This window comes from Lysinibacillus sp. ZYM-1 (assembly GCF_001308875.1).
Taxonomy (GTDB): domain Bacteria; phylum Bacillota; class Bacilli; order Bacillales_A; family Planococcaceae; genus Lysinibacillus.
Map to the genome: position 1 here is coordinate 1 of NZ_KQ465138.1, position 24,114 is coordinate 24,114.

At 38.0% G+C, this 24,114-nt stretch carries 28 protein-coding genes, 1 riboswitch and 1 other annotated feature; of the genes, 12 read left to right on the plus strand and 16 right to left on the minus strand.

Annotation, left to right across the window (positions count from 1 at the left end; translation table 11 throughout):
- Positions 1-120: 120 nt before the first annotated feature.
- Entirely contained in the window at positions 121-348 is a 228-nt protein-coding gene (locus AO843_RS19800; protein WP_054612798.1) for a YuzB family protein, read from the minus strand.
- A 238-nt stretch (positions 349-586) separates the two neighbouring features.
- On the opposite strand from AO843_RS19800, the gene AO843_RS19805 reads away from it, so the two are divergent.
- Positions 587-1,237: an RsfA family transcriptional regulator gene (locus tag AO843_RS19805; protein WP_054612799.1), complete on the plus strand. Its 651-nt coding sequence runs from the start codon at positions 587-589 to the stop codon at positions 1,235-1,237.
- Positions 1,238-1,275: 38 nt separating this feature from the next.
- Here the strand turns inward: AO843_RS19805 and AO843_RS19810 are convergent, their stop codons facing one another.
- On the minus strand, positions 1,276-2,109 hold the full coding sequence (locus AO843_RS19810) for an octanoyl-[GcvH]:protein N-octanoyltransferase (RefSeq protein WP_054612800.1): 834 nt from the start codon (positions 2,107-2,109) through the stop codon (positions 1,276-1,278).
- Between the two features lie 156 nt (positions 2,110-2,265).
- Here AO843_RS19810 and hemQ point away from each other — a divergent pair, with 156 nt between their 5' ends.
- Positions 2,266-3,015 carry a hydrogen peroxide-dependent heme synthase gene (gene hemQ, locus AO843_RS19815; protein ID WP_054612801.1) on the plus strand — a complete coding sequence of 250 codons (750 nt, stop codon included), beginning with the start codon at positions 2,266-2,268 and terminating at the stop codon, positions 3,013-3,015.
- A 43-nt stretch (positions 3,016-3,058) separates the two neighbouring features.
- On the opposite strand, the gene AO843_RS19820 is transcribed toward hemQ, so the two are convergent.
- Positions 3,059-3,241: a hypothetical protein gene (locus AO843_RS19820; RefSeq protein WP_054612802.1), complete on the minus strand. Its 183-nt coding sequence runs from the start codon at positions 3,239-3,241 to the stop codon at positions 3,059-3,061.
- A gap of 159 nt (positions 3,242-3,400) precedes the next feature.
- On the minus strand, positions 3,401-3,571 hold the full coding sequence (locus AO843_RS24935) for a hypothetical protein (RefSeq protein ID WP_197278966.1): 171 nt from the start codon (positions 3,569-3,571) through the stop codon (positions 3,401-3,403).
- Between the two features lie 246 nt (positions 3,572-3,817).
- Between AO843_RS24935 and AO843_RS19825 the strand changes: the two genes are divergently transcribed.
- Together AO843_RS19825 and gerQ are read left to right on the plus strand one after the other, a co-directional pair.
- Positions 3,818-4,243, plus strand: coding sequence for a cell wall hydrolase (locus AO843_RS19825; RefSeq protein WP_054612803.1), 426 nt, complete (start codon positions 3,818-3,820; stop codon positions 4,241-4,243).
- A gap of 22 nt (positions 4,244-4,265) precedes the next feature.
- Positions 4,266-4,601 (plus strand): spore coat protein GerQ, encoded by a 336-nt coding sequence (gerQ, locus tag AO843_RS19830; protein ID WP_008176019.1) that lies wholly within the window; start codon positions 4,266-4,268, stop codon positions 4,599-4,601.
- An 84-nt stretch (positions 4,602-4,685) separates the two neighbouring features.
- Here the strand turns inward: gerQ and AO843_RS19835 are convergent, their stop codons facing one another.
- From AO843_RS19835 to AO843_RS19855, 5 genes are all read right to left on the minus strand, one after another.
- A complete protein-coding gene (locus AO843_RS19835) occupies positions 4,686-5,861 on the minus strand; it encodes a M20 family metallopeptidase (RefSeq protein ID WP_054612804.1) in 1,176 nt (391 codons plus the stop codon).
- Between the two features lie 155 nt (positions 5,862-6,016).
- Positions 6,017-6,397 carry a DUF423 domain-containing protein gene (locus AO843_RS19840; protein ID WP_054612805.1) on the minus strand — a complete coding sequence of 127 codons (381 nt, stop codon included), beginning with the start codon at positions 6,395-6,397 and terminating at the stop codon, positions 6,017-6,019.
- 27 nt (positions 6,398-6,424) lie between these two features.
- A complete protein-coding gene (locus AO843_RS19845; RefSeq protein ID WP_054612806.1) occupies positions 6,425-6,694 on the minus strand; it encodes a YwdI family protein in 270 nt (89 codons plus the stop codon).
- Positions 6,694-6,870 carry a hypothetical protein gene (locus AO843_RS19850; RefSeq protein ID WP_054612807.1) on the minus strand — a complete coding sequence of 59 codons (177 nt, stop codon included), beginning with the start codon at positions 6,868-6,870 and terminating at the stop codon, positions 6,694-6,696. The genes AO843_RS19845 and AO843_RS19850 overlap by 1 nt, the downstream gene beginning before the upstream one ends.
- Before the next feature lie 75 nt (positions 6,871-6,945).
- Positions 6,946-7,623, minus strand: coding sequence for a uracil-DNA glycosylase (locus AO843_RS19855; RefSeq protein WP_054612808.1), 678 nt, complete (start codon positions 7,621-7,623; stop codon positions 6,946-6,948).
- Between the two features lie 174 nt (positions 7,624-7,797).
- Between AO843_RS19855 and thiD the strand changes: the two genes are divergently transcribed.
- Positions 7,798-8,628, plus strand: a complete 831-nt coding sequence (gene thiD, locus AO843_RS19860) for a bifunctional hydroxymethylpyrimidine kinase/phosphomethylpyrimidine kinase (RefSeq protein ID WP_054612809.1) — start codon at positions 7,798-7,800, stop codon at positions 8,626-8,628.
- Between the two features lie 43 nt (positions 8,629-8,671).
- Here thiD and AO843_RS19865 read toward each other — a convergent pair whose 3' ends face one another.
- Entirely contained in the window at positions 8,672-9,220 is a 549-nt protein-coding gene (locus AO843_RS19865) for an acyl-CoA thioesterase (protein WP_016993384.1), read from the minus strand.
- A gap of 192 nt (positions 9,221-9,412) precedes the next feature.
- Here AO843_RS19865 and AO843_RS19870 point away from each other — a divergent pair, with 192 nt between their 5' ends.
- From AO843_RS19870 to bshB2, 3 genes are all read left to right on the plus strand, one after another.
- Positions 9,413-9,694 (plus strand): hypothetical protein, encoded by a 282-nt coding sequence (locus tag AO843_RS19870; protein WP_054612810.1) that lies wholly within the window; start codon positions 9,413-9,415, stop codon positions 9,692-9,694.
- Positions 9,695-10,320: 626 nt separating this feature from the next.
- Positions 10,321-10,671, plus strand: coding sequence for a YojF family protein (locus AO843_RS19875; RefSeq protein ID WP_008176033.1), 351 nt, complete (start codon positions 10,321-10,323; stop codon positions 10,669-10,671).
- Between the two features lie 13 nt (positions 10,672-10,684).
- Entirely contained in the window at positions 10,685-11,374 is a 690-nt protein-coding gene (bshB2, locus tag AO843_RS19880) for a bacillithiol biosynthesis deacetylase BshB2 (RefSeq protein ID WP_054612811.1), read from the plus strand.
- A 47-nt stretch (positions 11,375-11,421) separates the two neighbouring features.
- On the opposite strand, the gene AO843_RS19885 is transcribed toward bshB2, so the two are convergent.
- Positions 11,422-12,165 (minus strand): TerC family protein, encoded by a 744-nt coding sequence (locus tag AO843_RS19885; RefSeq protein WP_054612812.1) that lies wholly within the window; start codon positions 12,163-12,165, stop codon positions 11,422-11,424.
- A 367-nt stretch (positions 12,166-12,532) separates the two neighbouring features.
- Between AO843_RS19885 and ilvA the strand changes: the two genes are divergently transcribed.
- Entirely contained in the window at positions 12,533-13,795 is a 1,263-nt protein-coding gene (gene ilvA, locus AO843_RS19890; protein WP_054612813.1) for a threonine ammonia-lyase IlvA, read from the plus strand.
- Between the two features lie 456 nt (positions 13,796-14,251).
- On the opposite strand, the gene AO843_RS19895 is transcribed toward ilvA, so the two are convergent.
- From AO843_RS19895 to AO843_RS19905, 3 genes are all read right to left on the minus strand, one after another.
- Positions 14,252-15,046 (minus strand): ABC transporter ATP-binding protein, encoded by a 795-nt coding sequence (locus AO843_RS19895; protein ID WP_054612814.1) that lies wholly within the window; start codon positions 15,044-15,046, stop codon positions 14,252-14,254.
- Positions 15,039-16,067 carry an ABC transporter permease gene (locus tag AO843_RS19900; RefSeq protein WP_054612815.1) on the minus strand — a complete coding sequence of 343 codons (1,029 nt, stop codon included), beginning with the start codon at positions 16,065-16,067 and terminating at the stop codon, positions 15,039-15,041. Before AO843_RS19900 ends, AO843_RS19895 begins: the two co-directional genes overlap by 8 nt.
- Before the next feature lie 81 nt (positions 16,068-16,148).
- Entirely contained in the window at positions 16,149-17,171 is a 1,023-nt protein-coding gene (locus tag AO843_RS19905; RefSeq protein ID WP_054612816.1) for an ABC transporter substrate-binding protein, read from the minus strand.
- A gap of 320 nt (positions 17,172-17,491) precedes the next feature.
- A riboswitch (PreQ1 riboswitch) is annotated at positions 17,492-17,536 on the plus strand.
- Between the two features lie 6 nt (positions 17,537-17,542).
- Here AO843_RS19905 and AO843_RS19910 point away from each other — a divergent pair.
- Both AO843_RS19910 and trpB read left to right on the plus strand, forming a co-directional pair.
- Positions 17,543-18,025: a QueT transporter family protein gene (locus AO843_RS19910; RefSeq protein ID WP_054612817.1), complete on the plus strand. Its 483-nt coding sequence runs from the start codon at positions 17,543-17,545 to the stop codon at positions 18,023-18,025.
- Positions 18,026-18,094: 69 nt separating this feature from the next.
- Positions 18,095-18,295: a binding site (T-box leader), on the plus strand.
- A 59-nt stretch (positions 18,296-18,354) separates the two neighbouring features.
- Complete coding sequence (gene trpB, locus AO843_RS19915; RefSeq protein WP_054612818.1) at positions 18,355-19,518, plus strand: tryptophan synthase subunit beta; 1,164 nt, start codon at positions 18,355-18,357, stop codon at positions 19,516-19,518.
- Positions 19,519-19,702: 184 nt separating this feature from the next.
- On the opposite strand, the gene AO843_RS19920 is transcribed toward trpB, so the two are convergent.
- Both AO843_RS19920 and AO843_RS19925 read right to left on the minus strand, forming a co-directional pair.
- Positions 19,703-20,656, minus strand: a complete 954-nt coding sequence (locus AO843_RS19920) for an L-threonine 3-dehydrogenase (RefSeq protein ID WP_054612819.1) — start codon at positions 20,654-20,656, stop codon at positions 19,703-19,705.
- Positions 20,657-21,005: 349 nt separating this feature from the next.
- Positions 21,006-22,676 carry a HAMP domain-containing methyl-accepting chemotaxis protein gene (locus AO843_RS19925; protein ID WP_054612820.1) on the minus strand — a complete coding sequence of 557 codons (1,671 nt, stop codon included), beginning with the start codon at positions 22,674-22,676 and terminating at the stop codon, positions 21,006-21,008.
- Between the two features lie 279 nt (positions 22,677-22,955).
- Here AO843_RS19925 and AO843_RS19930 point away from each other — a divergent pair, with 279 nt between their 5' ends.
- Positions 22,956-24,086 carry an FtsW/RodA/SpoVE family cell cycle protein gene (locus AO843_RS19930; protein ID WP_231630210.1) on the plus strand — a complete coding sequence of 377 codons (1,131 nt, stop codon included), beginning with the start codon at positions 22,956-22,958 and terminating at the stop codon, positions 24,084-24,086.
- The last annotated feature ends 28 nt before the right edge of the window (positions 24,087-24,114 follow it).

Consider the following 24,114-nt stretch of genomic DNA (forward strand, 5'->3'; position numbering starts at 1 on the left):
AGAAACGATTAAACGGCTTGAGTCCTTTAGAATTCAGAGCTCAAGCCGCTTAATACATTTTTTATTATTTCCACTGTCTACTTGACGGGGTGCAGTTCACAAGTAGAGATAGCTTTTTGTTTACTTATTTTTTAATTTTACTAAAACCTTTTCCATTAGTTCTTCTTCTGTTAATGCAGCAACAGGGCGGCTATTTACAAAGGTAAATGTCTTTTTGCGTCCTGGACCACAATAAGAATGACAGCCAATTTCGATGGTTGCATCAGGATCGATTTCCTTTAATTTTGGAATTAACGTTTTTAAGTTAACGGCCTGACATTCATCGCAAACTTTAAATTCGTTTGCCATTTTGTCAACAACCCTTTCTATATAGTATTTTTTCAAACAAAAAAAATCGCTCTATGGAACGCATGACCTTCACATATTTAAGTATGCAGCATACGTACAAACCTACATCGGGTATTGTATCGTACTTTTCCCCTTCTATTCAAGCATAATTCGTTCTACATGGATGAATAAAAGGTTAAAAGATTGGTCATGCTAGTCTTAAATAACAAGTTCCAAATAAAGGTGGGAGGATTTTAATATGAGTAAAATAAGACAAGATGCTTGGTTAAAAGAAAATGATGAATTATTAGCAGAGGCGGTAATTCGTCATGTAACGGAGGGTAGCACACAGCTAAACGCCTTTGAAGAAGCTGGTGATGCGTTAAATCGTACTGCTGCAGCCTGTGGTTTCCGTTGGAATGCTGTTGTTCGCAAAGAATTTGAAGAGCAATTAGCTGAGGCTAAAAAGGAAAGAAAAGAGAGAATGCGAGTGTTAGGAGCTCCTGCAAGACGTCGCACTTCTAGTATGTTTACAGTGAATAGTAGTGCAGCAGAAGGAAAATCAATTCCGCTATCTGCCCTTTCTCTTGATATTGTCATAGCTTATTTACTACGTTTACAGCATTCTGGTGAAGTAGGAAACGAATCTTCAAAATGGAGACAGCTTGTACATGTAACATCGGAGAAAAATAAAAAACTAGAGAAAACCATTATAAAGCTAGAAGAAGAAAATCGTGCGATCCGCAAAGATTACGAGCAATTCGTTCAAATTATGAATCGTGCTAGACGACTTGTCACATTAGATGAAGAGGAAGAACGAGTTGCACCTGTTTTCAAAATGGAGAAAAACGGTAATCTCGTAGTAAGTAGTTCTAATTTTCAGCCTGAAAATGGCGATGCGCTAAATTAGCAGCATCGCCTTTTTTTATGTTTACTATAATTACCCTATTATTTTCGCTCTAGCATTTTGGCATTTCTCTCAAAAACACGTTGCAAATAAAAACCGTATAATGTTAATTCATCGTCACGGAAAGACTCAGGATGTACTTCTCCAGCTAAATGCTGAAGTAATTGTTGTAGACGAATAACGACCGCTTCTACTGTTAAGTGTGGATCGACAAGCTCCGATAATGAAGCCATGACGTCAGGAACGATTTGTGGATAAGTAAATTTTGTCTCTGCTTGTTGTAAACTTTCTTCGTAAAAATCACCAATGAGCGCTGCACGCTGTGAACCGCTTCCTTCTATACATAAATAAATTTGCACGGCTACACCTTGGCGTAATCGTCTTTGTGAAATCCCTGCAAATTTTTTTCCTTCAATACTCAAATCATAAGATCCTGGGCAATATGAGCCTACTATTTCATAGGCTTCAATTTTTTCAGCTACCTCTGGAAACAAGCCTTTTACAAGGTCGACCATCACATCATAGCCATCATTTATACTTAATGACTCCATTTGTTCAGATAATATAATGGAAATATTAAGAATCCCCTCATCTAGGACGACAGCTAACCCACCTGAATTCCGTACAATAGGTTGATAACCTCGTGACTCTAGTAAATCCATTCCCTGCTGTACATAGGGCAAACGATGGTCTTGAATACCAAGCACAACGGATGCCTCGTGAACCCATGTCCGAATAGTTGGTGGTGAAACTAATTGTCCGACTAACTGGCACAAAGTATCATCGGTTGCAAAGGATTCTAACGGCGATCGTTGCTTCGCGCTAATGGATTGATCATAATAACGCCAAATTGGCTGCTGTAAAATACTTTTCATATTGGTGCTCCTCTAACTACATCTCTTCTCTTTAGCATACATCATCTATAGTTAGTGTCAAATTCGTGAAATACATTCATGAACTTATGGATTTTGTACAAACTATGATAAACTAAATTTTGAATGGTATTCACTTATAAAGGAGTGTTTTCAATAATGAATGAAGCAGCAATTACGTTAGATGGATGGTACGCTTTACATGAATTTCGCTCAATTGATTGGGCTTCCTGGAAACTCGTTTCTGCTGAAGAACGTCAAGCAGCAGTAGAAGAATTTATTGCTTATTTAGAGAAATTGAACGAAGCAGATGTTGCTAAAACAGGTGCTCATGCCTTTTATGCAATCGTTGGTCAAAAAGCTGACTTTATGATTATGACATTGCGCGAAACAATGGATGAACTACAAGAACTTGAAGCAGAATTTAATAAATTAGCCATCGCTGATTTCACAATTCCTACATATTCTTATGTATCAGTAGTTGAGCTTTCAAACTATTTAGCTGGCGAATCAAATGAAGATCCATACCAAAATCCTCATGTACGCGCACGTCTATATCCTGAACTTCCACGTGCTAAATATGTATGCTTCTACCCAATGGATAAACGCCGTCAAGGGAACGATAACTGGTACATGCTATCAATGGATGAGCGTAAATCATTAATGCGTTCTCACGGTATGATTGGCCGTGGCTATGCTGGTAAAGTAAAGCAAATTATCACAGGCTCCGTTGGTTTTGATGATCACGAGTGGGGCGTAACATTATTTGCTGATGACGTCTTACAATTCAAAAAGTTAGTATATGAAATGCGCTTTGATGAAGTGTCTGCTCGCTACGGTGAGTTTGGTGAATTCTTCGTCGGAAACCTACTTGATAACGACAAATTGGTAAAATTCTTAACGGTTTAATACCAAAAGTTAAAAATGCGAGTCCCTAGTGAGGACTCGCATTTTAAATTTCATTTTCTTCTGTATTTTCGGATTCAAATATTAAGATAATGGTCTGAATAAAAAATCCGGAAAGAATCATCAGAAAAACCAAATACCAATTATAGGGTTGATGATAGTATTCTGCTATCCCGACTGCGATAAAGGCACTAATAATTATTGCTACAAACATACTAAAAATACGCATTGTAATGCTCCTTCATGAAAGCAAAAATAAATTCAACATTAGTATGTCTCGGTATATCGTTAATATACTTATCACCCTAAATTTCTCATAAAAATAAGGAAGTGCCATCCCTCTGCGATGACACTTCCTTATTCCGCGAATTTATTTTTTCATACTTCCTCAAGAGCTTTCGTCCTTTACTTTTAAAATTAAAATCACCGTTTGAATAAAAAAACCGATCACAATAATTAAAATAAATAAATACCAATGGAGCGGCTGTCCATAAAACTCCCCTAATAAAAAGGCCAGTACCGCGCTTAGTAATATCCCAAACCAAACCCCAATTTCCATAAGTAATCACCTCACATGTATGGGCTGCACATGCAATTCACTGATCTCAAGTTCCCCTATTTATATCCTTTTTCTATTTCCCCATTTTTAAATAAATATTATCTAACCATATAGGCTTTCAGATTATTTTTTACGGACTTGTCGTTATTACTACTATATGCGTAGTAGCTTTGTTGTGTGAATTTCTTTCTTAAAAAATTGAACATGTCTACAATACCATCATGCATATACTGTCAGCGAGGAGGTATGAAAATCGCTGTTATTAAGACGAATGATGCCCAGACATCCCTACTAGCAAGGCTTATGCGTGCAGAGGCAGAAGGTGAAGGTGAGTTAGGCATGCTGATGGTTGGGAATGTTGGTGTTAATCGTGTAAGGGGGGATTGTTTAGATTTTGGTAATATTCGAACAATTGAACAGATGGTTTATCAGCGTCCAGGTGGCTTTGAAGCAACTCAAAAAAGTTATTTTTATCAACGAGCTCGCGACCAAGATATCAGGTTAGCAAAAAGGGTGATTCAAGGGGAAAGATTTCATCCAGCAAGCCGTTCCTTGTGGTTTTTCATGCCCGCGGGCGATTGCCCTGCACAATGGTATGGCCAATGGAATACAGGCAGATACAAATCTCATTGCTTCTTCTCGCCAACTGAAGAAGATTGTCCTCAAATTTAAAAAGAAAGTAGGTTGATTATTGATGATGCCTTATTATTGGACACCAACAACGCAACAACAAATGACTCCTCCTCCAGTCACAATTCCGACCGGACGACCACCTGGCCGTGAAGAGTCCTATATAGAGAATATTTTACGGTTGAATCGCGGAAAACCAGCTACCTTCCATTTTTCTTTTGAGCATGCAGTGGAACAAGGTAAAAACACAAAAACTGTGCGTGGAGTGGTGGAAGCCGCTGGTCGAGATCATGTTATCATTCGTGAACTTAAATCCAATCACCGTTTCCTATTCCCTATGATTTATTTCGATTTTGCTGAGTATGATGAAGAAATGGCCTATTTTAATCAAAATCCATAATAGCAGTATGCTAGCTTAAAAATCCGCAATACTCTCACTGACACATGTCGATGAAAGTATGCGGATTTTTATCTTTCACTTCGATTAAAGTTCTTTTAAATATTCTAACGAAGCTTTACCTAAAGTTTTAGCAGCTATTAACATCGCACGTTCATCAAAATCAAAGCGTGCGTGATGATGCGGATAGGCCGTTTCCCATTCTGGCTTTTTCGCCCCAGTGAAGAAGAATGTTCCAGGTACTTTTTCAAGATAATACGCAAAGTCCTCTCCAACCATAAACGGTGGACATGTTTTCACATGCTCTACACCTGGGACACCCGACGCTAACTGTGCCACAAACTCTGTTTCCTTCTGATGGTTATATACTGGTGGATAGCCTCTTGTGTAACGATATTCATAGCTTGCACCAAAGGCTAGACAAGTGGCGTTTAGTACTGCTTCTAACTCTTGCTCCATCTGTGTGCGCACATCTTCCTCAAAAGTACGAATTGTTCCTGCCAATACAACACGATCAGCAATAACATTAAACGGATTAATCGCCTCAAAATGACCAATTGTTAAAACAGCTGATTTTAATGGATCAATACGTCTCGAGATAAGCTGTTGTGCACTGATTACAAACTGTGAAGCAAGGGTAACTGCATCGATCGAGTGATGTGGTTCTGCACCATGTCCACCCTTCCCTTGAATGGCGATTTCTACTTTATCTGCGGCAGCCATAATTGCGCCGTCTTTCACTAAAATTTCTCCTAATGGAGTAGGAGCCCATAAATGCGTACCAAAAATAACATCAACGCCATCTAAGCACCCGTCTTCTATCATCGGCTTTGCGCCACCTGGTGCCACCTCTTCAGCGTGTTGATGAATAAAAACAACATTACCTGCAATTTCAGACTTCATCGCATTGAGAGCTTTAGCTAATCCTAGTAATGTTGCTGTATGGCCGTCATGCCCACAAGCATGCATCTTTCCAGCAACCTTAGATTTATAAGGTACATTATTTTCTTCTTGTATCGCTAATGCATCAAAATCAGCCCGTAACGCCACGGTTTTTCCTGGCTTTGCACCACGTAATACAGCAACTACCCCTCTTTCTCCTACACCTTCACGAACCTCATGTCCCAATTCTCTATGATAGGCAGCTATATAGGCTGGTGTCTCCACTTCTTCAAAGGATAATTCAGGATTTTCATGCAAATGGCGACGGATTCCTACCATCTCGTCATAATTCCCATCTATTAATGTAAATAGCTTTTCCATCCTACACAACCTCTCTTTTTGTATTTTCGAAATATTGCAAGTAATATTAGTAGTGTACTATAAATCCTTACAAAAAGAATAGGATTTAAAACGCAATCAAGTGAAAATAAAGAAAAACTCTCCTACAAATAATGTAAGAGAGTTTAATTTCAGCATTAACGAGCATGTTTTAAAGCCGATAAAATAATGAGTAACCATCCAACTAAAAATAGAACACCACCAATTGGTGTAATCGCACCCAACACTTTAATACCACTAATCGCTAGTACGTATAAGCTACCCGAAAAGAAGACAATCCCAAGATTAAAGAAAATTCCTGCCAAATTTAATTGTTTAACCTCACCAAATAATTTCGCACTCATTAATAGTCCGATAAACAACAAGCCAGTTGCATGGAACATTTGATATTGAACAGCTGTCTCCCAAATGCCTCGACTATAATCATCTAAAACTTCCTTTAAAGCATGTGCACCAAATGCTCCAAAGGCAACTGCTAATAGGCCGTGAAGAGCCCCCGTCACGATAAATTTTTTCATTTCTCGTTACCCTACCTTTAATATTGTTTAAAAATCAAAAATTGAATCACCATTTGCTCCATCTTCTTCAATTTTGGATGTGGATAAACTTGATGGCTTCGCCTCTGATACAAGCATTTGTGGTAAATGCTTAGAAGGTGGCGTTATAGATGGCGTATTACTAGGAGTATCTAACACCACATCACATAATGCTCGAATTGCTGTAAGAGCTTCGCGGATCTGCTGATCATTCCCTGCATTTTTTGCACCAGATAATTGTTTTTCAAGTTGTTGTATAACGGCTTGATAAGGAATCATTACATTCTCCCACTTTCTACTTTTGGTACAAATTTCAAACAATCGATACCTGAGGATTGTTTCACGACAACGGATGGAATTTGCTTCGTTTTAAAGCCATACGCGACACAAGCACGTGGAGTTTGAGGGTCCCAAGTTACTTTAAAAAATTGACATTGGAAACAATTCGCCTTCATCGTTGTCCCTCTCTTTCTTCTATAATAACTGTATCATGATTTATGTAGTGCATAAAGTAAACGATTTGTGCCAATCTATACTAAACACCAATCTATTGGCTGTTTACCCCATTCCACTAATTGTTGGTTAATCTTTGAATAAGGTTTACTACCAAAGAATCCCCGATAAGCACTTAACGGGCTTGGATGCGGTGCTTCTAATATGACATGAGGTGTTTCATACTTACTAATTAATTGTTTTTTACGCTGCGCTGGCTTACCCCACAGTACAAAAATAAGTGGTTCCACTCTTGCAGCTAGTTTATCAATAACAGCATCGGTAAATTGCTCCCAGCCTTGGTTTTTATGGGAGTTCGCCTGTCCTGCTCGAACTGTAAGGACTGTATTCAAAAGCATAACACCTTGCTCAGCCCATTTCGTCAATGTTCCATCTGATGGAATTGGACAGCCTAGATCATCCTGTAACTCTTGCAACATATTTCGTAAGCTAGGTGGATGCGGAATACCTGGCTTGACTGAAAAGCTTAAGCCATGTGCTTGATTTGGGCCATGGTATGGGTCCTGTCCTAAAATGATAACCTTTACATCATGATAAGCTGCAGTATAGAATGCATTCATCACATCCTGCATTGGCGGATAAATCGTTTGCGTCGTATATTCATTAGCAACAAATTGACGTAGTTTGTGATAGTATGGTTTTTCCAACTCTGCTGCGAGTATTTCTTGCCAATCATTCGGGAATACTTGTTTCATCGTCCTTTAAGCCCCTTTCTCTTCTTACAACGGTACAAAAAATCAAACATGAATTCAAGCATCAGTTCAAACTGACCCTTTAAAAATATCTTATACTGGCTATTTTTATAGATTCAGAATCAGACTATACTAAATGGTAATTTTATAACTTCTAACGATAAAGGAGATCTTTTCATGACTCTAAAAAAAACCTTAACAATTGCAGGTTCAGATACATCAGGCGGGGCAGGTATGCAAGCGGATCTTAAAACATTCCAAGAGCATGGTACCTACGGTATGGTAGCTTTAACAGTTGTCGTAACAATGGACCCTAATGGTTGGACACATAACGTCACACCATTACCAACTGAACTTCTACAAAAACAAATTGACACAGCCCTTTCAACAGGTATTGATGCTATCAAAACAGGCATGCTATCTACTGAAGAAATCATTCGTATGGCTGGAGATGCTATTGCAAAATCAGGTACTACAAATGTTGTTATTGATCCTGTTATGGTATGTAAAGGTGATGACGAAGTACTCAACCCAGGTAATACAGATGCCATGGTGCAACACCTTTTACCATTGGCAGCAGTCACAACTCCTAATCTTTTTGAAGCTGGACAATTGGCTGGCACAGGTACTCCAAAAACAATTGATGACATGAAAACAGCAGCACGAAAAATCCATGAACTAGGAGCTAAAGCTGTAGTCATTAAAGGTGGTAAGGCATTAGCCACTGAAAAAGCAACAGATTTATTCTTCGATGGCGAAGTATTCTACTTATTAGAATCTGAAAAAGTTGCTTCCACAAATAACCACGGTGCGGGCTGTACATTTGCCGCTTCTGTAACAGCAAATCTTGCAAATGGTCTTTCTGTTAAGGATTCTGTCATTGAGGCTAAAGAGTTCGTATCCGCAGCCATCGCACATGGTTGGGCTCTTAATGACTATGTTGGTCCTGTCATGCATGGCGCGAAATCTCGCTTTGGTGCTCCACAAGTAACAATAATTGAAATTTAATGATGAAAGGGATGTCTCAAAGGTCATTTGAGACATCCCTCTTTTACATATAGTTCTCCATCATTTCTAGCCGATAATCCCACGGATCATTCATTGAAATAAATTGTGCTAAAGCCTTACTTTCCTTTTTACGTTCTGCACGAGCCTTTGCTCGTTCAGAGGCTGTTTCATGTAGTTTTGTTTCCTCCACCGTTTCAGGAATCACGCGTGGAACCAGTGCAGGTTTATTATTTTCATCCAATGCTACAAAAGTTAATAATGCAGTTGCCGCAACTTTTCTTTCCCCTGTTTTCAAGTTTTCAGAGATAACTTTGACAAAGACTTCCATAGAAGATCTTCCTGTCCATGTAACATAGGATTCGAAATAAACGGAATCTGTCGGACGAATGGGATGTAAAAAATCTACGGAATCAGTTGAAGCTGTTACACAATCTTTACGGCTATGCTTTGCCGCAGAGATGGATGCAACTTGGTCAATATCACTCATTAGGCGCCCCCCGAACAATGTATTATGGTTGTTCACATCATTTGGAAAGACACGACTTGTACGCATAACCCTTGATTCCTTGCAATACTTAAAGTCCTTGTTCACATCAATTCCTCCTCTAAAGTTATCCCTACCATAATGTTACATTTTCAAGCAAAAATCAATCGAATCACCAGAAAATTACAAACACAAAACAATGTGTTAATTTAAGCACTCTGTTGGATACAGATAAAAAAAGGGACAAGATACGTTAGGACTTCATCACCCATATATTAGCTTTAGATGGGAGGGGAAAAGATGAAAAAAAACAAGGCAGAGGACTTAACTGAGGAATCAGGTTTATTAGCTGGGGAAATAACCTCTTCAAAAGTAGAAGTAATAGCTTCCATTATTTTAACTCTCGGCTATTCATTGTCCACCCTCGCCACAATATTGGCACTGCAGGAGGAAGAAGAATTGGCAAAAGAAAAAAAGACAGAAAATCAAGATCAAAATCTTTATATGAAACAAATGTTTAAACAATTGCAAAGTGTCAATAATCGTTTAGAAACAATCGAAAGAAAGCTTAATCGATACTAACAAATACATAGCCTATCCATAATCTCAATAAAAAACCGCGCTTCTCCGTCATAAAGAGAAACGCGGTTTTTTATTATACTATGATAATGAGCTTCATTCTTCTCCCTTTAATACAGCACGATGTATGATGCTGGAGGAACGTCATCTATTGTACCAAGATAGAATTCGTTTTCACCTAGTTTTACCATCCTTCAGCATTTGGTGCTGTCTACACACGATTTAGGAAGAAGCTATGGTTGCAATATCTTTTCAGATGTGAAACCGTATACAAAACGACACATTTTGTACATATATTTTCACACCCCTTATATTGATACATTACAATAATTTTTTCAAGAATATTGCTCGGAAAGTCGTCATATATTAATAGTTAATGATTCATCCTGCCCTAATTTAGTAGAAGATTTCATAATCTAGAAGGTTGAGGATAAATCTAGATAAGCCTCTTTCGGAAGACGCAGATTTTGAACAGTTATTTTTTGATTTAGTGCTGAAAAATCTGCGCGGCATTATGTGGAGGTGTATGGTATACAAATTATTAATTTGTACGTATGAAGCAATCAATTTCCCTTTGCTAATTTTTTTTACTATACTTAAAAGGAGAAATGATCGAGAGGAGTGTTAAGATGCAAGAAGTACAAGTAGAGACGTTGCAAGAATTACTAAATTCTTTCGCCAACAAAGACGTTTATATTCATCTTGAGACGACAAACGGATCTTATGCAGCACACTATGATGAAAAGTTCTTTAATGCAGGTGCCTTTATACGCAACGCAAAAATTAATTATGAACTTGCTAAAGTTGTAGACAAGACACCCCATCGTGTTGGGTTAAAATTACCTCATGGATGGGTTTATGCACAAGGCATTACTCATTATGAATTAGATGATTTAGGCCGTTTATTAATGGCTGGATTAGATTACTCTGGAAAATTGGCGATCGCACTTGAAATTAGTGAAACGCCATTTACTTACTAAGGGGGACGACTATTTGAATTTACAACCACAACGTCATATTTTAATTGTGTACCCTCACCCAGATGATGAGGCTTTTTCAGTTGCTGGCACGACCGCCTACTATACAAAAAAAATGAATACACCTGTTACATATGCCTGCTTAACATTAGGTGAAATGGGCCGTAATTTAGGTAATCCCCCCTTTGCTACACGCGAATCATTACCAGAAATACGTCGTAAAGAATTAATTGCAGCCGCAGAAGCAATGGGTATTCAAGATTTACGTATGATGGGTCTTCGTGATAAAACAATCGAATTTGAAGACGATGAGAAGATGGTAAAGCTGGTAGAAGGTTTAATTGAAGAGCTAATGCCTTCATTAATTATTACTTTCCTACCTGGATTTGCGGTACATCCAGACCATGAAGCAACAGCACGTGCTGTCGTTGAGGCGGTACGTCGTATGCCTAAGGCTGCTCGTCCGCAAGTATTTGGCTGTGCCTTCGCAAACGATACTATTGAAAAAAATGGCGAACCTCATATTGTCTATGATATTCGCGAAATGCGGATGGACAAATTACAAGCATTGCAGGCCCACGCATCACAAACTGGTTGGATGATGCAAGAAACAGAAAAACGTATTGATGACGGTGAGCCAATGAGCGAAAGCTGGCTGAATGTTGAAAGGTTCTACATTGTTGATCCTGATAAATATGTAAAATAAATAAAAGGTTCTGTCCTCTCTTGATCGGAGAACAGAACCTCTTTTTGTTAGGTAGATTTTACTTTATTCAGTATATGCACGATAAACGTAATCGAAAAAGCAATCAATAAAAACAGGAAGAATAAATAATGCGGTATATGAACATTTACAACACTTACCAACATTTTTAACCCTATGACACCAATAATAATAAAAGCAGTCGCTTCTAGTTCAGGAACTTTTTCGATGATCATTAAAAATACACCCGCTATCGTCCTCATCATTAAAATCCCTAACATACCCCCAATTAAAAGAACCCATACTTGATCTGAAACAGCAAATGCAGCAAATATTGAATCAATGGAAAAGGCAATATCCATCAGCTCTACCGAAATAACGGTTGCCCAAAAGGTTCCAAAGAATCGCACCATCAAGCCTGATTTTTTTACTTCCTTCATACTATCCTCATTCCCTATTTGAAGGAAATGAGCGATACAGAGCCATCCTAAATACAATGCACCTAACACTTTAATAAACCAAAACTCAACAAGATAGACACCTATTCCGATAAATAAAAATCTAAAAAAGTAGGCTCCTAGCATACCATACATTAAAGCTCGTTTTCGTTGCTTATCTGGCAAATGTTTGACAAGTACTGCTAATACAAGTGCATTATCCGCTGACAACAATCCTTCTATAATAATTAAGGAGGATATTAACCCCCAGGATACAGGATCCATTAACACTTCCTGCCACATTGCCCAATCGAAAAATTGGCTATATGTAGATAGAATTCCATGAATGATTTCCACTACTTACCCTCCCACTTGTCCTAAGCTAATCTAGTATATGCTTGACCATTTTTGTTATGAGAGTTGTATTTTTTTGATCAATTGCCTCCGTGTAATTGAGTTCGGATTTTTATGAGACCTATCGAAAAGTTACTCTTAAAATTCTTTGCCGCTAATGGCTTTATCGTGATTCAACATTCCATAGAGAGGGATTTTACTGTGCCTGACGCTTCACTTTCATCACAAAAAATAAGCTAAATTAAGATAAAACGCTTACATAATAAAATAGACACGGAAAATTTAGAATTTACTAAAAATTAGGTCCAAAAAGCAAAAAAAGTATGCTATCATAGATAAATGTTTTAACGTAAAACGGAGGATGAATACTATGGAAGTTGCTGATACTAGAACCGTGCAAGTGGAGAATGTCCTCATTGCACATCATTTTTTAAAAGATGTAGTTGTGCATACACCTCTACAAAAAAACGACTATTTATCAGAGAAATACGGCGCAAATATTTATTTTAAACGGGAAGATTTACAACATGTACGCTCATTCAAGCTTCGTGGCGCCTATTATAAAATTAAGAAAATCGAGGACGAAGCGCGCAAGGTTGGCGTTGTTTGTGCAAGTGCAGGCAACCATGCACAAGGTGTAGCTTATGCCTGTGCCCAATTAAAAATCCAGGCTAGCATTTTTATGCCTCAAACAACACCAAAGCAAAAAATAGACCAAGTGCGAATGTTTGGGCGCGAATTTGTAGAAATTATTTTAGCAGGCGATACGTTCGATGACTCTGCCGAAAGCGCCTTAAGTTATTGCGAAGAACACGATAAAATCTTCATCCACCCATTCGATGATTTCGATGTCATTGCCGGCCAAGGAACTGTTGCAGTAGAAATTATGAATGATATGGAGGAGCCAATCGACTACGTTTTTGGCAGTATTGGTGGTGGTGGTTTAATGTCTGGTGTTTCTGCCTACATTAAAAATCTTTCCCCTTCTAGTAAAATTATTGGTGCTGAGCCTGCTGGTGCTGGCAGTATGAAAGCTGCTTTTGCTGAAGGTGGCGCTGTTGCACTTGAGTGGATTGATAAATTCGTTGACGGAGCTGCGGTAAAATGTGTTGGCCATCACACTTATGATGTTTGTCGCCGTTATTTAGATGACATTATTCTTGTACCTGAAGGAAAAGTATGTACAACCATTTTAGATCTGTATAATAAACATGCGATTATTGCCGAGCCTGCTGGAGCATTACCAGTGGCAGCTCTTGATTTTTATAAAGAAGAAATTAAAGGTAAGTCAGTCGTTGTCATCATTAGTGGTGGTAATAATGATATCGGACGTATGCAGGAGATTAAAGAAAAGTCACTTATTCATGAAGGCTTACTTTACTACTTTATCGTCAGCTTCCCTCAGCGTGCAGGAGCATTACGCCAATTCCTCACTAGTGTACTAGGACCAAACGATGATATTACTACCTTTGAATACACAAAGAAAAACAATAAAGAAAGTGGTCCTGCCCTCGTTGGTATTGAGCTTGGCGATCAAGCGGATTATGAAGGACTACTTGCACGAATGGATGAATTCGGCTTCAAATTCAAAGAAGTAAACAACGATATACAATTATTTGGCTTACTAGTTTAAAACGAAAGAGCTTCACTTCTTTGCAAGTGAGGCTTTTTATTTGATAAGGTTTATCGATCGTTTTACATGATGTTGAAATAAGATCATGTATCAATAAGAGAAAATGACCTTTTGGCAAGGTGAAAGGTTGATTTCCGTTCCGCCAGCGTCCTTTCCAATCAACCATTCTGCAAAAGGTCTTTCATACTAGCAGTAGTGAACAAAATAGCCCATTATTTGTAGGATTAGAGAGAGGATAGGCTCTTATTTTCAATGTGAAGAAGTATTAGTCACAACAACCATCAATAATATGAGTAATGAACACCTTCATTTTATTTGTACAACCTTTGTTAAAACGACAACACTTTTGTGGATTGGGGTGGAAGGCCTTTTCACCTTTCACAATAATCCGATTGATTGTTTTGTTTTTTTCAACACATTGAAAAACGCCCATACTAGTGTATGAGCGTTTCACCTTTATCCTAATAAAGCACGATCCGAATTCATTTTTTCCCCACGAATGCGTTCAAACTCAGCCATTAAATCCGGGATCGTCAATTCATGCTTACGGTCTTCACCAACCTCTAAAATGATTTGGCCTTTATCCATCATAATAAGACGATTCCCTAAATCCAAAGCTTGTTGCATATTGTGCGTTACCATTAATGTCGTTAACTGATCTTTTTCCACTAAATACTTTGTAATACGGGTAATTAACTCTGCACGAGAAGGGTCAAGTGCAGCTGTGTGCTCATCCAGCAATAAAATGGAGGGCTTCGTAAATGTAGCCATTAACAGTGACAACGCTTGCCGTTCCCCACCTGAAAGTAAGCCTACTTTTGCAGAAAGACGATCTTCTAGATTTAAACCAAGCATTTCTAATGATTCTTTGAACAATGCACGGCGCTTTTTGTCCACACCGATGTGCAGTCCTCTACCCTTATTTCGTGAATAGGCTAGTGCTAAGTTTTCTTCAATTGTCATCGTAGGCGCTGTTCCCGCCATTGGATCTTGGAACACACGACCTATATATTGAGAGCGCTTATATTCAGGCAAATGAGTAACATTGTTTCCATCAATCGAAACCGTGCCGAAATCTGGTGTTAATGCGCCGGAAATCATATTCATCATCGTTGATTTTCCTGCCCCATTACTACCAATGATGGTAACAAAATCCCCTGGCTTTAAGTGTAAGTTAATCTCTGCAAGGGCAATCTTTTCATCCGGTGTTCCTTCATTAAATACCTTATTTATACCGTGTAATTTAAGCAAGACCTTTTCCCCCTTGCTCTACTGTTTTTACTTGTGTAAGGTCGGCTGCCCGTTTAGCCTTACGTTTACGTTCCTTACGCTTGTTAACAAATTGAGGTAAAATCAAAGCTAAAATGACGATGATAGCCGTAATTAATTTCATATCACCCGAATCAAGGAAGTCTACACGTAATGCTAAGGCTAAAATAATACGATAAATAATAGCACCAGCAATGACTGCAAAAGTTGTACGGATAATTGTCTTTGTACCAAAAATAGCTTCCCCGATAATAACGGATGCAAGACCGATCACAATCATACCAATTCCCATACTAACATCGGCGAACTTTGAATATTGTGCGATTAAAGCTCCAGAAAATGCGACAAGTGCATTGGAAAGCCCTAGCCCTAAAATAATAAGTGTATCTGTATTGGCTGAGAAGCTGCGAATCATTCGTTTATTATCACCAGTAGCCCGAATTGCCAGCCCAACCTCTGTTTTTAAGAACCAGTCTGCCACTAACTTAATTAAAATCGTGATAATTACTATGACAATCAGCACACTCCAAGTAGCTGGTACTTGTTGAATGCCCATACTTTGTAATAGGTTGTTGAGGGCATCATCAATCCCTAAATTACTCCAAAACGCTTTAAACTTTGAAAATATCGTTTCAGAGTTTAGTAATGGAATATTGGGGCGACCTATCGTATTTTCTGCAGTTAACCCCATAATCCTTAGGTTAATGGAATATAATGCGATCATCATTAAAATTCCTGATAATAATGGGTTAATCTTCCCTTTCGTGTGAAGGATTCCTGTCATACATCCAGCAATAAATCCAGCAACAATTGCCACTAAAGTCGCTAAGATTGGGTGGTAGCCAAGCAAAACCATTGTTGCTGCTGTTGCCGCCCCTGTTACAAAGCTTCCATCAACCGTTAAATCCGGAAAATCTAACACCCGAAATGTTAAATATACACCAAGTGCCATAATTGCATAGATGATTCCTTGCTCCACTGCGCCAAATAATGCTAAAAACATCGTTGAATCATCTCCTAAATCTCTTTATTATTCTACTGCTTGTAAATGAAGAGAAAGCGGGGATGGTTCCCCCGCTTCGATTTATTTTTCTAGAAGTTCTGCACCCCAAGAATCTTTAATTTCAATTCCTAAATCATCTGCTACTTTTTTATTAATTAATAGCTTTAGATTTTGTGGATATTGCGCTGGCGTTTCAGCAGGTGTTGCTTCACCTTTTAAAATTTTTACTGCCATTTGCCCAGCTTCATATCCGATATCGAAATATTCAAAACCATAAGCAGCCAAACCACCACGTGCAACAGAGTCAAGCTCTCCTACAACTAAAGGTAATTTATTTGCATTTGCTACATCAATGACAGACTCTAAAGCAGAGACTACTGTATTGTCCGTAATAATATAGAATGCATCGACTTTACCGATTAAGGATTCAGTTGCTTGTTTTACTTCCGCAGAAGTTGCCGCAGATGCCTCTTTAACCTCAAGACCTTGCTCAGCCATCACTTTTTTTACTTCCTTCACTTGTGCTACGGAGTTTTGTTCACCAGCGTTGTAGACCATACCAACGTTTTTAGCACCTAGCTCTTTTAAAAATGCCACTGTTTTAGAAATCGTTTCAGGATGTAAATCGATGGTACCTGTAACATTTTTCCCTGGCTTATCCATTGACTCAATGAGCTGAGCACCTACAGCGTCTGTTACAGATGTAAAGATAATTGGAATATCACTTGTTGCTGTTGCCGCGGCCTGTGCAGAAGGTGTAGAGTTAGCAAATATTAAATCTACGTTTGCACTTACTAGATTGTTAGCAATCGTTGTGTTAAGACTATTATCGCCTTGTGCAATTTGTGGATCATAATCAACTTTTAAGCCTGCATCTTCAATTGCTTTTTTAAAGCCTTCCGTCGCTGCATTTAACGATGGATGCTCTACAATTTGCGTAATTCCGATTTTATATGTTTTATCATCTGCGTTTCCGCTCTCACTTGCATTATTCGTTTCTTTTCCTTTTGAATCTGTTGAACTAGTTCCACCACTACCACAAGCAGCAAGTAGTAACACTAATCCAAAGAGAAGGAATGAAAGCTTTTTCACATTGCTCTTCACAAATAATCCCCCCGATTATGTTCTCGAATATCTACCACACTTTATCCAAACAAAGTGTGAATGTATCGCTATATTATCGTTATTATGGAGCTCCGTCAACAACATTATGAATGTTCTGACTTTTATATTTGACAAAATATTTTACGTTTTCATTTAATTTTGCGCTTTAAACCGCTAAACTACGCTGTTTTTGTTCTTCAATTTCTTTTTGTAACATAGCAAAATTTTTTATGACAATTTTGCGAAGATTGTCCTATAGTTAAAAAGTCTGACATTTGACTTCTATAGGCTATCTATAATAAAATGATTACTTGTGTGAAAGCACCGTGGTTCGTAACCATCCCACGAAAAAAAACTAAGGAGAAAAGAATATGAAGATAAAATTTTTAGCAGCAAGTGGTATTATTGCAGCTTTATACATTGCCGTGACCATGCTTGTTGCACCATTTGGTTTTACAGAGGTACAGTTTCGTGTATCAGAAATTTTTAACCATTTAGTAGCTTTTAATCCACGCTTTGCCGTAGGGATTATTATTGGGGTTTTTATTTCTAATATTTTTTCACCGCTCGGCATTTACGATTTAGTATTTGGTGTTGGTCATTCCATGATTACATTGGGATTGTTCATTTTAATCTGTAAATTTGTTAAAAACACTTGGGCACGTTTAATTATCAATACATTTTTATTTACATGCACAATGTTTATTATCGCCTTTGAGTTAAATTTAGCCCTAGAGCTACCATTCTTTTGGACTTGGCTAACTGTGGCAGCAGGTGAATTCGTTGTATTAGCGGTTGGTGCACCTATTATGTATATACTAAATAAACGCCTTAATTTTAAAAACTTGATTTAATAGACGAGTCTTGCAAGATTCGTCTTTTTTTCTTGACAATATTCTGAAAATAATCTACAATTCTCTCTAATAAATGCATGGAAGAAGAGTAGTAGCAAGCATTGTTACTTTGAAGAGAGCTGGTGGTTGGTGTAAACCAGTAGTACATACTTGTGAATGGACTTCAGAGCAGCCTTATCTAATGTAAGGCCGATTCACTCCCCGTTATCGGAGTTAGAAAGCGCGCAAATATTGCGAATAAAGGTGGCACCACGGTTACTCGTCCTTTTCAAGAAGGATTGGAGTGGCTTTTTTTTATGAAAAAATTAGCATAGAGGAGTCGAGTAAAGATGAGTACAGTAGTAGAGAAAAAAGGATATTTCGGTGAATTTGGTGGAAGCTTTGTTCCAGATGAGCTTCAACATGTATTAAATATTTTAGATGAAAATTTCCAAAGATATAAAGATGATGAAGACTTTAATAAAGAATTGAATTATTATTTCCATGAATATGTCGGGCGTAAAACCCCTCTTTACTTTGCAGAAAATTTAACAAAGCAATTGGGTGGCGCAAAAATTTATTTAAAACGTGAAGATCTTAACCATACAGGCTCACATAAAATTAATAATGTATTGGGACAAATTTTATTAGCGAAACGTATGGGAGCAAATCGTGTTATTGCTGAAACAGGTGCAGGCCAACATGGTGTGGCAACTGCTACTGCGTGCGCAATGTTCGGCATGGATTGCACCATTTATATGGGTTTAGAGGATACTAAACGTCAAGCATTAAACGTGTTTCGTATGGAGCTTCTTGGTGCGAAGGTAGTAGCTGTTGATAAAGGGCAAGGCCGTTTAAAGGATGCAGTTGATGAGGCATTTGCTGACTTGGTAGAAAACTATGAAACAACATTCTATTTATTGGGCTCCGCTGTTGGGCCACACCCATTCCCTTCAATGGTTAAACATTTCCAATCTGTCATTAGCCGTGAAAGTCGTGAACAAATTTTAGAAAAAGAAGGAAAACTGCCAACAGCTGTCCTGGCATGTGTCGGCGGTGGAAGCAATGCAATAGGGGCATTCGCAGAATATATTGATGATGAAAATGTTCGTCTTATTGGAATAGAGCCAGATCAGGCAGCTACTTTAAATGAAGGAACCCCAGGAGAGCTACATGGCTTCAAATGTTTAGTGCTACAGGATGCAGAAGGAAATCCTCTGCCAACATACTCGATTGCAGCTGGTTTAGATTACCCAGGTGCAGGACCTGAGCATAGCCATTTAAAAACAATTGGCCGTGCTGAATATATAACTGTAACAAATGAAGAGGTCCTAGAGGCATTTCAGATACTCTCGAAGGTAGAAGGTATTATTCCCGCCCTTGAAAGCTCTCATGCAGTTGCCCATACGCTAAAACTAGCCCCAACTCTAGCAACTGACGAAATTATTATTATTAATATCTCAGGTCGTGGTGATAAGGACGTTGAGCAAGTTTTTCATATGTTAAATAAATAATTCAAGAATGAAAGAGTGACTTCTTAAACTGGAAGTCACTCTTTTAATTACACTAATGATTTAAGGTATATTTCTGCGTCATTATCACGAAGCTTAGCCTTCAGAAATTTCCCCACGGATGTCTTCGGAATTTCTTCAAAAAAAGAAACGGATGAAGTCTATCTCTTCATCCGTTTCTTATCTATTATGAAATTGCCTTTTTATGCAGTTTAATTTTTAGCTTTTCTAACATATCTACTGTCATTTTTGCTAAATCGTACTCTGCTTTAAAGCCCCACTCTTTTTGCGCTGCTTCAATATTTATTGAGTTTGGCCAGCTATCTGCTATTGCCTGACGAACTGGGTCAACCTGATAGTTCATTGTAAAATTCGGTAAATGTTTCTTAATTTCAGCAGCAATTTGTGAGGGTTCAAAGCTCATTGCCGTAATATTAAAAGCATTACGGTGAACAAGCTTACTACCATCTGCCTCCATTAAATCTACAATTGCCTGTAAAGCATCTGGCATGTACATCATATCCATATACGTACCTTCTTGAATATAAGATGTATACTTGCCTTGTTCAATTGCTTCGTAGAAGATCTCTACAGCATAATCAGTCGTGCCACCACCCGGAGGGGTTACATAGGAAATTAATCCTGGGAAACGGACACCACGTGTATCTACTCCGAAACGACTGAAGTAATAATCACATAATAATTCGCCCGCCACTTTATTAACACCATACATTGTTGTCGGTCGTTGCAATGTATCTTGTGGTGTATCTTCCTTCGGTGTAGATGGCCCAAATGCTCCGATCGAGCTAGGCGTGAAAAATTGCATATTTAGCTCACGTGAAACTTCCAAAGCATTCATTAATCCACCCATATTTAAATTCCATGCCAACAGAGGATTTCTCTCAGCTGTAGCTGATAATAGTGCCGCTAAATGCATCATTGTATCGGCACCAAAGTCCTTTGCTAAATCATGCATTCTTTGTCCATCTGTCACGTCCAATATTTCAAATGGGCCCTCAGTATGGTCAAGCTTTCTAATGTCTGTAGCCAGTATATTGTCCTCTCCATAAATACTACGAAGTTTTTCTACAAGCTCAGAACCAATTTGACCAAGTGCTCCAGTAACCATAATCTTTTTCATTTCTCAAAACCTCCACATGTGAACAATTGTACTTCTCGAAAGTACAAAAATATATTGATAAACATTGATTTAATAACACTTTCAATGAAATTGATTATAATGTGTTCGTTTTGAAAATACAACTATTATATTAAAAATAAACATAAAAGAAACTTACAACCCCTTACTAGTTAGTATATGGCTACCTTAAAATTATTGTGCTACAAAAATATATAAAATACATTTGTATGCCCCAAAAATACACTGTTTAAAATTCGATTCAACCTAGTTATATAAGCAAACAAAAAAGAATCTTCTTTGCTAATCTCTACAAAGAAGATTCCTTTTCCCATTATGCTTGATCACTAAATTATATCGAAAAACGTTTAACGGCTATTTGTAGAACTTTGGATACTTTTCGTAATTCTTTAATATAATTATGGATTTGTTGCTGTGCGGTTAATTGATCGGCTGTCAATGCAGCAACATGTTTCGTCGATACTGTATTCGTATCTGATAATGATGTCAACATAACCGCATCATCACTAACTGTTTTTGTGTGATTGGCAATCTCTTGGACTGTAGCCGATACTTCCATAATATAAGGCTTGATTGTATGTACTTTTTCTAAAATTTGATCAAAGCTTGATGCCGTTTGTCCTGTTACGGCGACACCCTTTTCAGTTGCTACTAACACACCCTCCATCATCTGTACTGCATAGCTTGAATCTAAATGAATGTTTTGTACAATGGACGTAATGGTTTGTGTAGAATGGACGGTTTGTTCTGCAAGCTTGCGTACCTCATTCGCTACTACTGCAAATCCCTTACCATGCTCTCCCGCTCTTGCTGCTTCAATAGATGCATTTAAAGCTAGTAAATTGGTTTGTGCTGTTATTTTTTCAATTACCTCAATCATTTGATCGATAGATGATGCCCGTTCAACTAAATTAAAGATGGCTGTATTAGATTTCTCAACAGCTTGCTTAATGGTCTGCATTTGCGTCAAATTAGCTTGAACAATTTCAGTTCCACTTTCCGCATCCCTAGCAGTTTTGTGAGCAAAATTTTCTACAATTTGAATTTTTTCTAATATGACTTGGACATCGTTTAAAACTTCTTCTAAAGAAGCTGTATTAGAAGCCAATTTGCTAGTAGATGCAGCTGTTGAATCGGAAATCGATTGTACATCCTTTGCTATCTTTAATGTCGTCGTAGATGACTCCTCTGAGGATTCCTGCAACTTCCCTGTCATTTCCTCCACTTCGTAGGCACTGTCCGTTACTGTATGTAGTAAACGTTTCACTTCTGTGACCATTTGATTGTAAGACAGCACTACCTCTCCCAGCTCATCATGGGCCACGTAACTCGCATTGGCAGTGAAATCACCTTGTTCGGCTTGTTTTAATAATGATTTCAATTGCCGTGTAGGCACGTTAACTGCCTTTGTTGCTATAAACCCTATAATAATTACTAGCATCACAACTGCTAAACATACACCACCAAGCAACCAATAACCAAATTGTACATCCTGTTGGTAGGACTGTTGCTGGTCCTTAGCTCTTTGAACTAGATAATTTTGTGTTTCTTCTAATAAAGTATGGGTTTCCTGACTTATTGGTAGAAAAGTTTGCGAATAAAGTAGTTCTCGTTCTCTTTGGCTCAACGGCTGATAGCCTTCAATTACTTCCCTCTGTTTCCCTAGCAAAGACTTATACTTCTTGATTTGATGACTCATCTTTTTATCAATTGCCTGGTTTTCTAAATGGCCTAACGGCTTATCCACATCTTTTAAAATGGCTATCATTCCTTGATAGTCTCCATCAGAATCTACCATAAAATCTAATTGACGTTGTGATTCTTCCAGCTCATTTAGCCACCCGATTGGAACAAGCCCCTGTGTATAACTCTCACTTGCATGCCACGACATTTTCCTCAAATAATCCACACTAAATACACCTAGCAATACATTCGATAATACACAAACAATCATGAGTACAAGTAACTTGTCCTTCACTTTTATGAAACGGAAAAAATGCATGATCCCTGGCTCCTCCTCCAACTCTTACCAATAATGATAGTATGAAGATATAAAGCCAGTGTTATGTTTTTGTAAAGATTACACGAAGAATTAAGAATTTATGCCCATTCACTAGCTATATATAGGTAATTTACCGTACTAAAGAATCCATATCATTAATCCTTATTTACAATATGCAAATAACCGCAACCTTCCACACATTTCCAACGTTTATAGTAATAACATAGAAAGAAGGTGTTACATTTGTCGCAGCTTAAGAGAATGGATGGGAGTTTAGTTATGAGCCTCTTATTACTCGGCGGTATTAGCTGTCTTTTTGTCCATTCTAGCAGTGTCAATTTCGAACAATACTCCAGTTCCTTCATTATTAAGCAATTCATATTTTATCTTATTGGGTTTATCATCATGTTTGGGATTTCCCTACTTGATATGGAACAATTGAAGAAGATTGGATGGCCATTCTACGGATTAGTTGTAGCTTTAACTGCTGGGCTCATAATAGCACCAGAGAGTATAGCAAGGACGATAAACGAGGCCAAATCCTGGTATCAAATACCTTTTTTAGGTTCCCTTCAGCCATCCGAATTCTTAAAATTCGCCTTTTTAATTGTTGTGAGTAAGGTCATTATCGCTCATCAAGAGAAAAATGTACGTCCCTCTTATCTAGCTGATTTATGGCTATTTGTAAAAATCGGTCTAATCGTCCTTCCTCCTACACTTCTCGTTTATAAACAACCAGACACAGGCATGGTTATGTTATATATGGCAATGATTTTACCCATGATATTTTTTTCAGGTATTCATAGAAAGCTACTTATCGTTTTTACGGCCATTCCTTTAGTTCTAATCAGTACGGTCGTAGTACTCTATATCAGATTTAATGATTTTTTTACGGAGAAAATTTTAGGGGCCTTATCAGGACATCAAGTATCTCGTATTTATGGATGGCTTCAGCCTTATGAATATACAGACTCTTCGTATCAAGTCCGCCAGGGCTTTATGGCCATTGGGTCAGGTGAATTCATCGGGAAGGGCTATCTTAATAACGATGTCTATGTTCCCGAAAAGCATACAGATTTTATTTTTTCTGCAATAGCCGAGGAACTAGGTTTTGCTGGTGGAGCATTTGTCATTGCCCTACTTTTTTTTGTCATCTATAGAATTGTTCTTATTACAGTTGAAGCAAAGGACCCTTTTATGACGTTAATGGGGGCAGGTATTTCAAGCTTATTAGCCTTTCAAATTACGCAAAATATCGGCATGACAATTGGGCTTTTACCAGTAACTGGAGTAACTTTACCCTTTTTAAGCTATGGTGGCAGTTCGCTTTTGTCAAATTTCATGTTAATAGGGATTGTCATGGTTATTCATAAATCCTATAAGGGGTATATGTTTAAAGTAGAGGACTAACTAAATGCAAGTAGAGAAACAACACTCT